Source organism: Planctomycetia bacterium (assembly GCA_021413845.1).
Taxonomy (GTDB): Bacteria; Planctomycetota; Planctomycetia; order Pirellulales; family PNKZ01; genus PNKZ01.
This window is the reverse complement of record JAIOPP010000075.1, coordinates 83,204-97,384: the sequence shown is the minus strand read 5'-3', so window position 1 is coordinate 97,384 and position 14,181 is coordinate 83,204. Positions and strand designations below refer to the sequence as shown.

The window sequence follows — 14,181 nt, the reverse complement described above, 5'->3', positions numbered from 1 at the left end:
TTTCCTGCCGATTCGGCAGGAAAACCGGGATGGAACTCTAGGAACGAATTGCCGTCGCCCACCGCTCGTCGGCCTACCCTCTGAAGCAATCCTTCCTCGATCGGCCGCCCCACGTCATGCCCGCCAAGAAGTCCGACGACGACCTTTTCGCCGAAACGACGATGACCTTCGGGGAACACCTCGAAGAGTTGCGAGTTTGCCTCTGGAGGGCGATCGTCGGGCTGGTGATCGGCACGATCGGCGGTTTTTTCTTAGGCGACTACGTCGTCGCGATGATCGAACGGCCGCTCAAGATCGCCTTGAAGGACTACTACCGCACCGCTGCGGAAGCGGAATACGAAAAGTGGTCGCAAGAACAAACCGCCATCGGCAGACCGATTCCTTACACCTTAGACGAGGTTAAGAGGATCGCTCGACCGCAACTCAAAGAGGAAAAAGAGCTGATCTTCGAGTTGGAATTCGTCCATCCCTCGACGCTTCAAGACTCGCTCGACTCGCTGCGAATTCCTGCGGCGGCCAAGCCGGGAGGGGGCGAAGACGCCACTAAGACCACGGAAGCGAACCCTACGGATCTCGTTCCCGGCGACGTGAAAAAGGTGAAGCCGGATGAGCCGAAGGCTGCCGATGGGAAGACGCCTGAGGAACCGCCGTCGCGCTACAACCGTGCGAACTTAGCGCCGCTCTTGCTCTGGCACCCGCTCGATAGCGATCCACGGTTCAAGCTGCAAGGAACCGGCGTGAGCGAAGTGTTCACCGTCTGGCTTAAGGCCGCGCTCGTCGTCGGCGTGCTCGTCTCAAGCCCTTGGGTCTTCTATCAGATCTGGATGTTCGTCGCCTCGGGCCTTTACCCGACGGAGCGAAAATACGTTTACATGTTCTTACCGTTCAGCCTGGGGCTCTTCTTTCTCGGGGCCGCGACTGCCTATCTGTTCGTCTTCGAGCCGGTGTTGAACTTCTTGCTCGGCTTCAATCAGTCGCTCGGGATCGATCCCGACCCAAAGATCAGCGAATGGCTCGGCTTCGTGCTGCTGTTGCCGCTTGGGTTCGGCGTGAGCTTTCAGTTGCCGCTGGTGATGCTGTTTCTCGAGCGTATCGGGGTCCTCTCCGTCAACGTGTTTTTGGAGAAGTGGCGCATCGCCGTGCTCGTCATCTTCGTCATCTCGGCGATCCTGACGCCGGCCGATCCCTACAGCATCTTCCTGATGGCGCTGCCGCTGACCGTGCTGTACTTCTTAGGCATTTTGTTGGCGAAGTATCTGCCGAAGAATTAACGGGCGCGTCCTTCGACCCGGCTTAGCTGTTAAGCGTGCCCTTCGTTGAAGGCACGCCGGTCGTTCGTTCGTCTCGTTCGACGGCCATGCGCAAAGCTCGCGCCGCGCACTTGAAGATCGCTTCGCTGATGTGGTGGCTATTGCGACCGTGGTGCAGGATGACGTGCAAGTTGCACAGCCCGTTCGCCGCCAGCGCTTGCCAAAAGTCTTCGACGAGTTCGGTGTCGAAGTCGCCGATCTTCTGCGTGGGAAACGGCGAATTGAAGACGAGATAATAGCGGCCGCTGAGATCGATCGCGGTCGTGACGAGCGTCTCTTCCATCGGCAACGTGAAGTGGCCGTAGCGCCGGATGCCGGCCTTGTCGCCGAGCGACGAACGAATCGCTTGGCCGAGGCAGATACCGACGTCTTCGACCGTGTGATGCTGGTCGACATGTAGATCGCCCGAGCAGCGCACTTTCAAATCGAGCGCGCCGTGCTTGGCGAACAACGTAAGCATGTGGTCGATAAAACCGACGCCTGTCTGAATGTCGGCTTTGCCGGAACCGTCGAGCGTGAGTTCGAGGTCGATCTCGGTTTCGGCGGTCTTACGTTGGATGTGGGCTTGGCGAAGCATGAGCTGAAGACAACGGGGTGTTCGAAAACGAAGTGAACCGGGAACGCCAATTCTACCATGCGGTCGACGCCGGACTTTTCCGATTCTGACGGTTAGTCGAGCGGCCCCGAAAATCGCTGATGTAACGCTACTCTTTCGCAAGCCCTTCCTTCAACAGCGTCAAGCAAATATCGATTTGTTCATCGGTGCCGACCGAGATGCGCAACCCTTCGCCCCAACCGGCATAGACCATGAAGCGGACGAGGATGCCGTTTTGTTTGAGATGTTCGTAGAGCGGCTTCAGCGGTCGTGTCGGATGCGTACACCAGACGAAGTTGGCTTCGCTGTCGACAGCCGTAAAGCCGAGCGTGCGAACGGCCGCGGTGAGCCGTGCGCGCGACGCACGAATCTTCGCGACGTTCGCCGTGAGCCAAGCTTGATCGCCGACCGCTGCCGTCGCGGCGGCGAGCGATAGAGCATCGCAGTTGTATGAATCTTTGATCTTTCGCAGGCCCGTGATGATGTGCGGTTGCGCGACGACATACCCGAACCGCAGCCCTGCCAACGCATACGACTTACTGAGCGTGCGCGAGACGAGCACCTTTTCGGACTTCTTCACTAGTTCGATGCAGCTCTCTTGCGCGAAGTCGACATACGCTTCATCGACCAACAGCGGACACGGCAGCCGCTCGGCAAGTTCCAGCACTTGCGCCGGCGGGATCACCGTGCCCGACGGGCTGTTCGGGTTCGGCAAGAAGGCGAGCTTAAGCCCTTCGGCGGCGGCAACGAAATCGGCGCCGAGCGACCAATCGGCACCGAAGCGAACTTCTTCGCTACGAGCTCCCTGAATCTGCGCGAGGGTCTTGTAGAGAATGTACGACGGATACGGCAACCGGAGCAGTTCTCCTTCGCCGACGAAAGCGCGAGTCGCGAGCGTAAGAATTTCGTCGCTGCCGTTGCCGCAGAGAATCCAATCGGGCGGCACGCCGAGCACTTCGCCGGCCTGCAAACGAAACGCCGTGCCGAGCGGGTCGGGATAGCGCTGCAACCCTCGCTCCAAGACCGACTGCACGGCCCGAGCGACCGCGGCACTCGCGGGATACGGATTCTCGTTCGTGTTCAGCTTGACGACCTTCGATCCTTCGCGCGGCTGCTCGCCGGGAACGTAAGGGGTCATCGCATCGATGGCGGGACGGAAGAAAGACATGGGAGCGGAGAGGGGTCGGGGGTCAGAGGTCAGGTGAGACAAAGACGAATGTCGAAGCTCGAATGACGAAGCTCTAAAGGGGCTTCGGAACATCGCTAGGCCATTCGTCATTAATGCTTCGTCATTCTTTCGTCATTCGAACTTCTTCATTCGTCATTACGCGGGCGCAGCCTGACGTCGATCGAGCTGCGATGAGCCGTCAGCCCTTCTACGTCGGCGAGGCGACGCACGTCGTCGGCCAAGTCGTTGAGTCCTTCTTTGGTTACGCTGATGACGCTGGTGCGGCGGAGAAAATCATTCGCACAGAGGCCACTCGCAAATCGGGCCGTGCCGCCCGTGGGGAGCACATGCGAAGGCCCGGCCGCATAGTCGCCGACGGCGACCGGCGCATAGTGGCCGAGAAACGCCGCCCCTGCGTGCGGAATCTTCTCCAGCAACGGCTCGGGCTCGGCGACGTCGAGGTGCAAGTGTTCCGGCGCGATGAGATCGGCTAAGCGGCAGGCTTCGTCGGAATCGCGCACGAGGATCATCAAGCCGTATTCTTCGAGCGCCGCTCGGGCCAAGTCGCCTCGTTCGAGCGTCGTGAGTTGCCGTTCGAGTTCCTGTTGCGTCGCTTCCAAGACTTTCGCATCCCACGTGAGCAAGATGCTGGAGCCAGGCGAGTGCTCGGCCTGCGCGAGCATGTCGGAAGCGATGAAATCGGCACGGGCCGTCTCGTCGGCGATGACGACGACTTCGCTCGGGCCGGCGATCGAATCGATGTCGACGTCGCCGAAGACATGCTGCTTCGCGAGCGCAACGAACGAGTTCCCCGGCCCGACGATCTTATCGACGCGCTCGATTCCTTCGACCCCATACGCCAGCGCCGCGACTCCCTGCGCACCGCCGATTCGATAGAGTTCGGTGATGCCGAGCTCATGGCAGGTCGCGCGGATATACGGACTCTCGGCCCCGAACTTCGTCGGCGGTGCGACGACCGCGATGTTCGGCACGCCGGCCGCTTGCGCGGGAACCGCCGTCATGAGCACGGTCGACGGATACGAAGCCGCCCCGCCCGGCACGCAGAGCCCGACGCGCGCCAGGGGCAAATAGCGCTGCCGTAGATATCCGCTATGCGGGCGCTCGATGCGCACATCGCGATGCAGGATCGCCTCTTGGAAATCGAGAATGTTACGGCGAATGCGACGGACCGAAGCGAGAAACTCCGGCTCGACGGCAGCGTGTGCCGCTTTGAGTTCGCCCGGCGAGACGCGCATCGTTGCGGCAGTCAGCTCTGCGCGGTCGAGCTTGCGCGTGTAGTCGAGCAGCGCGGGCAAACCCTTGGTCCGAACATCGCCGCAGATTCGCTCGACCACTTGCCGCGGCGACAGCGGCTCGCCGAAGACTTCGATCGTCTTCTTCCGTCCGGCCTCGCTCACAATGTCGCCGCGCGGGCTCAAGCGCGCGCGAAGTTCATCGAGCGCGGCGAGCGAGTTTCCTTCGCGAGTGTCTATCCTGCGGATCTTTAGTGCGTCGGTCATGACGGCTCGGAGCGGCGGAAGCGGAAACGGTTCGGAACGAAAGCGACCGTCTCATTGTGATCGACGGGCCGAAAGCCGCAAAGGGCCTCCAAACGTCGGGCGACTGCGGCGATCGGCCGGAGTGAGACACGGTTTCCCCGGCAGACGTTCGCGTCCGATTAGCCGGAACGCGTTAGCGTCCGGTCCGGCATGTTGTGATTGCTAGGCTTCGACTCGCCGGAATGCTCGGGACCGGACGCTAACGCGTTCCGGCTGATGGCATACCGGTTGTTGGCCGACGGGTACCAACTCGGTTTGAGGATACCAACTTAAAGACGGCCCGACGGCTAACAGCCGGCCGACAGCGCGTATTGAATAGACAGAAACATATTTCCGCCGGCGGCCAAAATCGCCAGCGTAAGGGCGATCTTCGAGTCATTCCACGCCCACACCAGCGCAGGAACCAGAATCGTAGCAAAGAGTACGATCGCGATCCAGAAATCTTGAGACGTATGGGAATGATGTAGGAGGGCGAACGGACCGGCGAACGAGTGGCGCTCCCAAAAAGTATTGGGCGAAGCGTCGAACATGGTCAACCACCACCAGGCGAGCAATGCACCGACGACTTTCAAACCACGTTGCCGACGCATTGCAGTTCGCTCTAGTTCTTTTCCGCCGAGCCGTTGCCGGTGTTCAGATGTTGCCGCAGGTAGCGGGCTCGTTCGATGTTGCGGTCGGCCGTGTCGAGTTCGGAGCCGTTGAGCTTCTGCAGATGTGCCGGCTGCGTATGGATGAATAGCCGATTGAGCGTCGGAATCTCAAGCTCGGGAATGAGCCCGAGATTCACTCCCATGCGGACGCTCGACAGCAAGTGCATCGTCTCTTCGCTTGAAATCGTCTGGGCGGTGCGGAGGATGCCGTAAGCACGACTGACCCGATCGTGCAAGTTTTGCTTGCTCTCGCGCACCAAGAAATCGCGCGCTTTGCGTTCGTAGTCGATGATGCTCGGCACGACTTAGCTGACTTGCTTCACTAAGTCTTCTTCGGCACGGCCGAGCGTGATCTGGTTCGAGATCTGGTAGAAGTCTCCCATCGCTTGCGAGCCTTCGCCGTATAGACCGCGCACGGCGAGGCTGATCTTTTGCAGCGAGCGGAAGAGCTTATCGATCTGCTTCGTGATGACGAGCGCCGGCAGGTGCAGCATCACGCTCACGCGCATGCCGGTGCCGACGTTCGTCGGGCAGGCCGTGAGGTAGCCGAGCCGCTCGTGAAAGGCATAGGTGACTTGCGACTCGACGAGATCGTCGATTTGGTTGATCTTCTGCCAAGCGGCCGCGAGATCGAAACCGGACTTCAAGACCTGAATTCGGAGGTGATCTTCCTCGTTCATCATCAGGCTGACTTGTTCGTTGTCGTCGATCGCGACACCGCGAGCCCCTTCGCTTTCGGAATGCTCGCGGCTGATGAGTTGCCTCTCGACGAGGAACTGTCGATCGAGCCCTTCCAATTTCGAGACGTCGACATAGGTGACGTGAAACTGATCGCCGAGCCGACGAATTCCCTCGCGCACCGACTTCTCGATTTCGACCCGATCGGCAGGGGTCGCCCTGCTGATGAACGGGTAGTCGGCCAAGTTGCGGGCCAAGCGAATGCGACTGCTCATCACCACGTCGGACTCAGGGCCCGAGCCGCGTAGCCATTCACCGGTCGATCGAACTAATTCATCAAGATCCACAGTCGTTCCGTTTCTCGAAATCGTAGAAGCGCGAATGCCGGACAAATCGAACTCTGCAAGCGGTCGTCAGGTTTGCTTGCGCTCCCCTTCCAAGCGTCGCACTTCGTCGCGAATCTTCGTGGCCTTCTCGTAGTCTTCCGCCTGCACGGCGGTCTTTAATTCCTTACGCAACCGGATCAAGTCGGTCAGGCGATCCGTGTTGCCTTGCGAACGCTTCGGGCGTTTGCCGGTGTGCGTCGTCTCGCCGTGGATGTTTACCAACAGCGGCTCCAACTCTTTCTCGAAGCAGACGTAGTCGTGCGAGCAGCCGAGTCGGCCTTTGCTGCGGAAATCGAAGAACGTGATCCCGCATACTGGGCAGGCTTGCTTATCGAGTTTGGCGAGTTGCTCGACCGTCTGCCCGACTGCTAGTTGCTGCGACAGCGATTCGCCGGCCGGGGCAGCTTCTTCCGCGGCATCGTTCTCCGCGAGATAGTCGCGGGCATGCTCTTCGCAGAGGTGCAGTTCCTTCGGCTTACCGCCGGCAAGCTCGGTAATGTGAAAGGTCGCAGGCTTTTCGCACTTCTGACACTTCATGGCAGGGGTCGGGAGTCAGGGTTTGGGAGTCAGAGACCAAGCTGCGGCAAACAACGGTCGATGAGCACACGACTTACGTCGGAACTCACGGGCGGACGAACCTCGCCACGACGACGCTTGTCATCGGTAGCACGAAGAAAGAGCCCGACCGCTCGAAAATTCTAGCAGTGAGGCCGGGGGTGTCAATTGCAGCCGTCGGCCCGAGCCGTGCCGCAACTCTAAGCGGCACGGCAAGATACGCCGCGGCCGGTTGTCCGCCCGGCGACGAGCGATTAAGCTGATTGCCAAACCCCCGCGAGAGTCTCCGCCGTGATCCATTGCAAGCCCGCGCTCGACCGCTTCCGCACCTTGGCGGAGGGAGTCCATCTCGTACCGGTCTATCGCAAGCTGCTGAGCGACTCGCTGACGCCGGTAAGTGCGTTTCATCGAATCAATTTCGGGCCCTGCGCTTGCCTGTTCGAGAGCGTCGTCGGCGGCGAGAAGGTGGGCCGCTACAGCTTTCTCACTTCCGGGCCGTTTCTGTTGCTGGAAGCATTCGGCAAGCAAGTCCGCGTGACCGACTACACACGCGGCGGGCCGCTCGTTACGGAATTTACCTGCGACGATCCTCTAGCCGAGTTGAAATCGCGCGTCGATGCGCTTCGTTCGGCCGTCTTGCCGGAGCTTCCCCCTTCACCGGCGGAGCGATCGGGTACGCCGGTTACGACACCGTCCGCTACGTCGAGAACTTGCCGAACGCTCCGACCGACGATCGGCATCTGCCCGACTTGAGCTTCGCCTTCTTCGATCGGATGGTGGTGTTCGACAACGTCGACAAAACGATGACGGTCATTGCGCTGGCGAAGGTCGATAAGCCGGCGGCGATCGTGTTGAACTCGGCCGCTACGGAAATTGCGCCCGGCAAGGTCGACCTCGAGGCCGCTTACGATGAAGCGCGCCGGGGCGTCGAAGATCTGACGGAACTATTGATGCATGCCGCCGGCGATCTCCGGCCGGCCGAGATCGAAGTCGGCGGGCTGCCGCAACTGCCGTACACTTCGAACTTCACGCAACAAGGCTTCGAGGCGGCCGTCGAGAAGTGTCAAGAATACATTCGGGCAGGCGACATTTTTCAGGTCGTGCTTAGCCAACGGCTTGCGACGACGCTCACCGCGCCGGCTTTCGAGCTTTATCGCACGCTGCGGGTCGTGAACCCGAGCCCGTTCATGTTTTACCTGCGGTTGCCCGAAGTGACGCTCGTCGGCAGCTCGCCGGAAATCATGGTGCGCGTCGTCGAGGGTCTGGTTACGGTCCGCCCGCTGGCCGGTACGCGACCTCGCGGGCATGACGAAGCCGAAGACCGCCGTTTGGCCGAAGAATTATTAGCCGATCCTAAGGAGATCGCCGAGCATGTGATGCTCGTCGATCTCGGACGCAATGACGTGGGGCGGGTCGCACAATACGGCTCCGTCGAACTAAGCGACGTCATGGTGATCGAACGCTACAGCCATGTGATGCACATCACCTCGAACGTCACCGGCAAGCTCACGCCGGGACGCGATTCGTTCGATGCGCTGAAGGCTTGCTTGCCGGCCGGCACGGTGAGCGGCGCGCCGAAGGTGCGGGCCATGCAGATCATCGATCAACTCGAACCGCATCGCCGGGGCCCTTACGCGGGAGCCGTGGGCTACGTCGACTTTAACGGCAATATGGACACCTGCATCGCACTGCGTACGTGTGTCGTGCAAGGCACGAACGCTTATGTGCAGGCCGGAGCGGGGATCGTGGCCGATAGCGTGCCCGCGAGCGAGTACCAAGAAACGCTCAATAAAGCGCGCGGGATGTTGAAAGCGATCGAGATCACGGAGCTGCGCGCGGGAATCAAGTAATTCGCCGTTCAATGCGCGCCGCTACGCCGGCATTTTAATTGTCCGGCAACTACAAACGAGGCGGAGCGGGAGTGCCTTGTGGGCATACCGTCTTGTAATTGTCTGCCCAAGTCCGTTTTGCCGGGCTCCCGATTGCCAAGTGATTTCCCCCTAGGTTCGGCGTTTCCCGGCTTATAGAATATCCCGCTTGGTTGCGGCTCGACGCGCACGGCGAGTAGCGGCCGCTTTATTCGTTTCCGCGCGCCCCCTCGTTTTCGTCCCACCGAAAGGTTCCGTCATGAAACGTATCCATACGGTCGCCGTCGCATGTTTGGCGTTGATCGGCTCGACCGCAGTTCTCGTCTTGGCTCAAGAGCCGGCCGCTCCCGCGAGCACCGCTCCGCAATTGCCCGATCTTAAGTCGAAGGTCAGCTATATCATCGGCCAGAACATGGGCAAGCAGATGGCGAAGGATAAGATGGAAATCGACATGGCAACGTTCACCGCCGGCCTGAAAGACGGCCTCGCCGGGGCGAAGTCGGCCTTGAGCGATGCCGAGATGCAAGCCGTGATCAAAGAGTTCAGCGAAGCGCAACAACTGAAGGAAAACGCTCAACTCAAAGAACAAAGCGAGAAGAACAACGCGGAAGGCGCCGCATTCTTAGCCGCCAACGGGAAGAAAGAAGGGGTCAAGACGCTCGAAAGCGGCGTGCAATATAAGGTCGTCAAGGAAGGGACCGGCGCCACGCCCAAGCTGACCGACACCGTAACCACGCACTACAAGGGAACGCTGCTCGACGGCAAAGTGTTCGATAGCTCGTACGAGCGAGGCCAACCCGCTACGTTCCCCGTCAACGGCGTGATCCCAGGCTGGACCGAGATCCTGCAAAAGATGAAGGTCGGCGATAAGTGGGAGATCTACATCCCCGGCAGTCGCGCTTACGGACTCCGCGGCACACCGGACGGCAGCATCGGCCCGAACGCCCTCCTGACGTTCGAGATCGAACTCATCGCCGTGGAAGCCGGCAAGTAACGGTCGATCGTCTGCTGAAGACTCGATGAGCTAACAGCCGGCGTTCGGTGCGACCGCAGCACCGAACGCCGGCCTTGTTCGATCGTTTGGCATTTTTGCCTTCCCCTTTCCAATTTCACTCCGGGTTTTCCTCGTGATCCATGTTCTTGCCACGATCGAGCTCGCCGTGGACGCTCGCGATGCGTTTCTGGCCGCGTTTCATGCCCTGATGCCGCTCGTGCATGCGGAAGACGGTTGTATCGAATACGGCCCGGCGGTCGACCTCAAGACTTCCCTGGGTGCGCAGATCCCGCTCCGGCCGAACGTGGTAACGGTCGTCGAGAAATGGCGCGATTTACCCGCTTTGGAAGCGCATATCGGCGCTCCGCACATGCTCGCTTACCGCGAAAACGTGAAAAAGCTCGTGCTCGGCACGAAGCTGCAGGTTCTAGAACCGGCCTAGTCGCCACAGCGCGTAGAGAGATCGCGATCGGCCGGCGTCGGATCGGTGAAAGTGCATCGATCGGAAACCGTGCGCTAACGAAAATCGGCTGCGCGACCGCTACAACCCGCACCACGCGCCTTATCAACGCCTTAAAGGCTAGTCGAAAGGGTCGATTTTCTTTCCGTTCCGGCTTGCACCGCCGTCAGCCTTACGAATATGAGCTAGGTTTGCTCGGGTTGAATGCATGGAGGCGGGGCATTCGGCAATGGATGCGCACTTTTATGCGCCGGCGATTATGTTACGCGTAGCGGTCGAAAATATCGAAGCAGGCATGATCTTGGCGCGGCCGATACCGCTGCCGACGTCGCCGCATCGTTATTTACTGCAACGCGACATCGAAATCCCGCTCGACTTGAAGCCCCGGCTCAAGCAACTCGGCATCCACGAGGTTTGGGTCCGCTGCCGCGATCTCGAATTTCTCGAAAACGTGATCGACGAAGAGCTTTGCGAACAGCAACGTCAGCTCTATTGCCAGGTCCGTAAGAACTTCGAAGGAGTGATGCGGAATGCGGTCGTCGAAATCGACCTCTCGCATTTCCAAAGCTCGATCTCGGGCCTGTTCCATTTTCTCAAGAACAGCACGTTCGGCAGCGTGATGCTGCAGAAGCTCGACGCCTTCGACAACTACCTGATGAGCCATTCGACGAACGTCTGCTACGTGGCGTTGCTCGTCGGGATGCGACTCGAACGCTACCTCATCCAAGAACGAAGCCTGCTCCAGCCGCGCGACGCCAAAGATTTACGCCATCTCGGCCTCGGCTGCTTGCTCCACGACATCGGCAAGATGCGCATTCCTTCCGAAATTTTGAACAAGCCCGGCAGATTGACGGCGGAAGAATACGAAATCATGAAGTCGCATCCGACCGTCGGCTATGAAATGCTGCATGGTCAGGCCCCTCCGGCCGCGGCGCAAGTCGTGTTGCATCATCATCAACGCTGGGACGGCAAGGGCTACCCCGAGCGAGTCGATCAGCGGACGGGCGAAAAGCTTCCGCCGATGGTCGGTCGGCAAGTTCCGATCTTCTGCCGCATCGCGACGATGGCCGACATCTACGACGCCGCGACCAGCAAGCGGATCTATAGCGACGCGAAACCGTCGGTCCAAGTGCTGCACGAAATGCGCACGGTCTGCCGCGGGGCGTTCGATCCGCTGGTCGAGCAAGCGTTTTACGAAGTGATTCCGCCGTTCCCGATCGGCCAAACCGTTTCGCTTTCCAACGGCATCGAAGCGGTCGTGGTCGACTTTAATCCGCGCCAACCGGTGAGCCCGAAAGTGCAGTGCATGCGCACTCCGACCGGCGAACGGTTCGCGAACCCGACGGAAGAGGAAATCGATCTCGCCCTCTATCCGGACATCGATATCGTCTCGGTCAACGGCGTCGACGTCAGGCCGTTCTTAGACATCCAACGAGCGCGTCCGATCAATCAGTTGGATCCGATGCTCGTCTGATAACTCGGCGCTTTGCTCCGCTCGTCCCCCACCCGTACACTAACTGGGTATGGGGAGCCCATCACGTCGCCGCTTCATTATTCTTGCCCTGATCGCTGCGGCGCTAATCGCCGTTGCTTATCGGCAGCCCTGGAAAGTCGATACCGCAAGCCGATCCCCAGCGATTCGTCCGGCAGCGGATTCCAACGACTCGGCAAGCGCGGCTGCGAAGAAAGAGCAACCGAAGCCTCCGCTCGATCTTCCGCATACCATTTCTCTTCCCGGAAGTTGGGAGCGGCAAAACCTTTTCATTAAGCCGGGACATTGGACCTCGCTCTGGGTCGAAGGAGAATCGACCAAAGCCGATTATCGCGGCGTGCTCACCTCCGAGCTGACCGGAATGCAAGGCGAACAACTTCGGCTCGCTCCGCAACGCCGGCGGCTCGACGTCGTTCGCCCGGTCCTGTTTCCGACCGGCGATGTCCGAATCGCCGAACAGTGGATCTTCACTCCCAACATCTACGATCGGGTCTACGCAGACGATGCGCATTTCGCAAACGGGACAAGGGCAAGCGTAGGGCAAACCGAGAGTTCGTTGCGGGCCGCGGGTCTTCAACTCGAACTTTCCTCCGACGGCGCATCCCCCATCGATTTTCAGACGCGCAAGCCTACGTTCACGCTGCGCCACCATCAATCGCTCTTCGTCGTGCTCGCCGCGCGTCCGACCGACTATCGCTTCTTAGGACGACTACAGCTCATCCTCGCGACCCCGGCCGACGATCTACTTCCCATCGAGCAATACGCGCACTATCGCTTCGTCCTAGCCGACGATCTGCGCCGTGCGCCGCTCGCTTCGCACTTCTCCGGCTGGACCACCACGGCTTGCCTGCTGTGGGACGGTTACGATCCCGAACTTCTTAGCGACGAACAACGCCGCGCCCTCGTAGATTGGCTGCATTGGGGCGGCCGGATGATCGTCGCCGGTCCCGACTCGCTCGAAACGCTTAGCCGCTCTTTTTTGGGACCGTATCTCCCCGCGAGATCGACGGGCACGAAGGAGCTCGATGCCACGGCACTCGCGCCGTTGAACGAGTGGACGATCGATGCCGTCCAACCGGCACGCACACGCCCTTGGCGCGGAGTGCAACTGGCAGTCGCGGAGCACGGTCGCACGTTGTTGGGGGTCGACGATGGTTCCGCGCCGCTGGTCGTCGAACGCGAGATCGGTCGCGGCCGGATCATCGTCACGGCGTTTCGACTCACGCAGCGAGAGCTTACCGAGTGGCCCTCGTTCGACGGCTTCGTGAATGGTTGTCTCTTGGGGCGATCGCCGCGCGCCTGGGTCGACGACATCGCTCATAACCGTAAGGTGCAGCGTCCCGTTTGGCAACAAAAACAAACCACCTCTTGGTACGATCCACGCGAAATCAGCGATGTGCGCTACGCCGTGCGCGACGCCTTCACAGGCCCTTCGACGGCATCGCGTACCTGGGTCGGTCCGGGCAACGCGGCCTGGCGCGACGACGGCGCGGCCGTAACCGCGGCCCGAAGATTACTTCAGGAAGAAGCGGGAATCGTCATTCCTTCGGTCGGAATCGTCGTCACGATCATCGGCGTCTACTTGATCGTACTCGTGCCGCTGAATGGATTGCTGTTTTATCTGCTCGGCCGAATCGAATGGGCCTGGTTCGCCGCGCCTGTCATCTCGCTCTTGTTCGCGGCTGCCGTAGTCCGGATCGCGGAGCTCGATATCGGCTTCGCGCGCTCGATGAGCGAGATCGCCGTCGTGGAGCTACAGCCCGTTTATGCCCGAGCACACGTGAGCCGTTTCGGTGCCGTGTACAACTCGCTCGGCACCGATTATTCGCTCGCGTCCGCCGAGCCCACGACGATCATCTTACCATTCGCCGCCGCCGATACGCCGAACGTCGGGCCGGAAGGCGTGTTGCGGTTGTCGCGTCTCGATCCTAGCAACGACGCGTCGCAAGCCAAAATTAAGCTCGAAGACTTCGTCGTCGAGTCGAACAGCACCTCGATGTACAGAGCCGAGCAAATGCTCGACCTGGGAACATTCAAGTTCGAGCTTCTATCGCCCGACCGCGCCAAGCTGACGAACAACACCGAGCTCACGCTGGAAGAGGTGCGGCTTTTCGGTTCGTTTACCGGACGTGCCGACACGTTGGCACCGCATGCGAGCATCGAGATCGAACGGCATACCGGCACGGAAGAAAAGAAAAACGTCGTCGCAATGACCGCGCGAGAACAACTGGTCGACGCGTTGCAACTGATCAATGGAGACTCTCTCCGGCTGATCGCTTGGTCGACGCAGCCGGTCGCCGGCCTGACGCTCGCCCCCGCCCCTTCGCAACAGCGCCGCACGACGCTCGTCGCCGCACACCTGCAATATGCTTCGCTCGTCCGTCGCCGCGACGGAAACATTCCTGTTCCCCGTCCGCCGGAAGAAACCGATGCGCCTTAGCTCGCGTCGCAAACCTCATTCGACGA

General features: G+C 60.3%; 10 protein-coding genes and 2 pseudogenes. 6 read left to right on the top strand and 6 right to left on the bottom strand.

Features of this window, described 5'->3' with window-relative positions; translation table 11 throughout:
- Positions 1–116: 116 nt before the first annotated feature.
- Complete coding sequence (tatC, locus tag K8U03_13750) at positions 117–1,271, top strand: twin-arginine translocase subunit TatC (GenBank protein ID MCE9605954.1); 1,155 nt, start codon at positions 117–119, stop codon at positions 1,269–1,271.
- 22 nt (positions 1,272–1,293) lie between these two features.
- Here tatC and hisB read toward each other — a convergent pair whose 3' ends face one another.
- From hisB to K8U03_13720, 6 genes and pseudogenes are all read right to left on the bottom strand, one after another.
- Complete coding sequence (hisB, locus tag K8U03_13745; GenBank protein ID MCE9605953.1) at positions 1,294–1,887, bottom strand: imidazoleglycerol-phosphate dehydratase HisB; 594 nt, start codon at positions 1,885–1,887, stop codon at positions 1,294–1,296.
- A gap of 127 nt (positions 1,888–2,014) precedes the next feature.
- Entirely contained in the window at positions 2,015–3,073 is a 1,059-nt protein-coding gene (gene hisC / locus K8U03_13740) for a histidinol-phosphate transaminase (protein MCE9605952.1), read from the bottom strand.
- A 146-nt stretch (positions 3,074–3,219) separates the two neighbouring features.
- Positions 3,220–4,593, bottom strand: a complete 1,374-nt coding sequence (hisD, locus tag K8U03_13735) for a histidinol dehydrogenase (protein MCE9605951.1) — start codon at positions 4,591–4,593, stop codon at positions 3,220–3,222.
- A 326-nt stretch (positions 4,594–4,919) separates the two neighbouring features.
- A complete protein-coding gene (locus K8U03_13730; GenBank protein MCE9605950.1) occupies positions 4,920–5,222 on the bottom strand; it encodes a hypothetical protein in 303 nt (100 codons plus the stop codon).
- An 11-nt stretch (positions 5,223–5,233) separates the two neighbouring features.
- Positions 5,234–6,235: pseudogene (locus K8U03_13725) on the bottom strand (protein arginine kinase).
- Positions 6,236–6,373: 138 nt separating this feature from the next.
- Positions 6,374–6,883: a UvrB/UvrC motif-containing protein gene (locus K8U03_13720; protein MCE9605949.1), complete on the bottom strand. Its 510-nt coding sequence runs from the start codon at positions 6,881–6,883 to the stop codon at positions 6,374–6,376.
- 312 nt (positions 6,884–7,195) lie between these two features.
- On the opposite strand from K8U03_13720, the pseudogene trpE reads away from it, so the two are divergent.
- The 5 genes and pseudogenes from trpE (at position 7,196) to K8U03_13695 (ending at position 14,155) form a co-directional block, all read left to right on the top strand.
- A pseudogene (gene trpE / locus K8U03_13715) lies at positions 7,196–8,751 on the top strand (anthranilate synthase component I).
- Positions 8,752–9,028: 277 nt separating this feature from the next.
- On the top strand, positions 9,029–9,763 hold the full coding sequence (locus tag K8U03_13710; GenBank protein MCE9605948.1) for an FKBP-type peptidyl-prolyl cis-trans isomerase: 735 nt from the start codon (positions 9,029–9,031) through the stop codon (positions 9,761–9,763).
- Positions 9,764–9,896: 133 nt separating this feature from the next.
- Positions 9,897–10,205 (top strand): antibiotic biosynthesis monooxygenase, encoded by a 309-nt coding sequence (locus tag K8U03_13705; GenBank protein ID MCE9605947.1) that lies wholly within the window; start codon positions 9,897–9,899, stop codon positions 10,203–10,205.
- Between the two features lie 247 nt (positions 10,206–10,452).
- The gene (locus K8U03_13700; GenBank protein ID MCE9605946.1) at positions 10,453–11,697 is read left to right on the top strand and encodes an HD-GYP domain-containing protein; all 1,245 of its coding nucleotides are present in this window, start codon (positions 10,453–10,455) and stop codon (positions 11,695–11,697) included.
- A 49-nt stretch (positions 11,698–11,746) separates the two neighbouring features.
- The gene (locus K8U03_13695) at positions 11,747–14,155 is read left to right on the top strand and encodes a hypothetical protein (GenBank protein MCE9605945.1); all 2,409 of its coding nucleotides are present in this window, start codon (positions 11,747–11,749) and stop codon (positions 14,153–14,155) included.
- Positions 14,156–14,181: the final 26 nt, after the last annotated feature.

Coding starts and splice junctions, on each gene's coding strand:
- tatC (MCE9605954.1), top strand. CDS start 117: ATGCCCGCCAAGAAGTCCGACGACGACCTTTTCGCCGAAACGACGATG.
- hisB (MCE9605953.1), bottom strand. CDS start 1,887: ATGCTTCGCCAAGCCCACATCCAACGTAAGACCGCCGAAACCGAGATC.
- hisC (MCE9605952.1), bottom strand. CDS start 3,073: ATGTCTTTCTTCCGTCCCGCCATCGATGCGATGACCCCTTACGTTCCC.
- hisD (MCE9605951.1), bottom strand. CDS start 4,593: ATGACCGACGCACTAAAGATCCGCAGGATAGACACTCGCGAAGGAAAC.
- K8U03_13730 (MCE9605950.1), bottom strand. CDS start 5,222: ATGCGTCGGCAACGTGGTTTGAAAGTCGTCGGTGCATTGCTCGCCTGG.
- K8U03_13720 (MCE9605949.1), bottom strand. CDS start 6,883: ATGAAGTGTCAGAAGTGCGAAAAGCCTGCGACCTTTCACATTACCGAG.
- K8U03_13710 (MCE9605948.1), top strand. CDS start 9,029: ATGAAACGTATCCATACGGTCGCCGTCGCATGTTTGGCGTTGATCGGC.
- K8U03_13700 (MCE9605946.1), top strand. CDS start 10,453: ATGGATGCGCACTTTTATGCGCCGGCGATTATGTTACGCGTAGCGGTC.
- K8U03_13695 (MCE9605945.1), top strand. CDS start 11,747: ATGGGGAGCCCATCACGTCGCCGCTTCATTATTCTTGCCCTGATCGCT.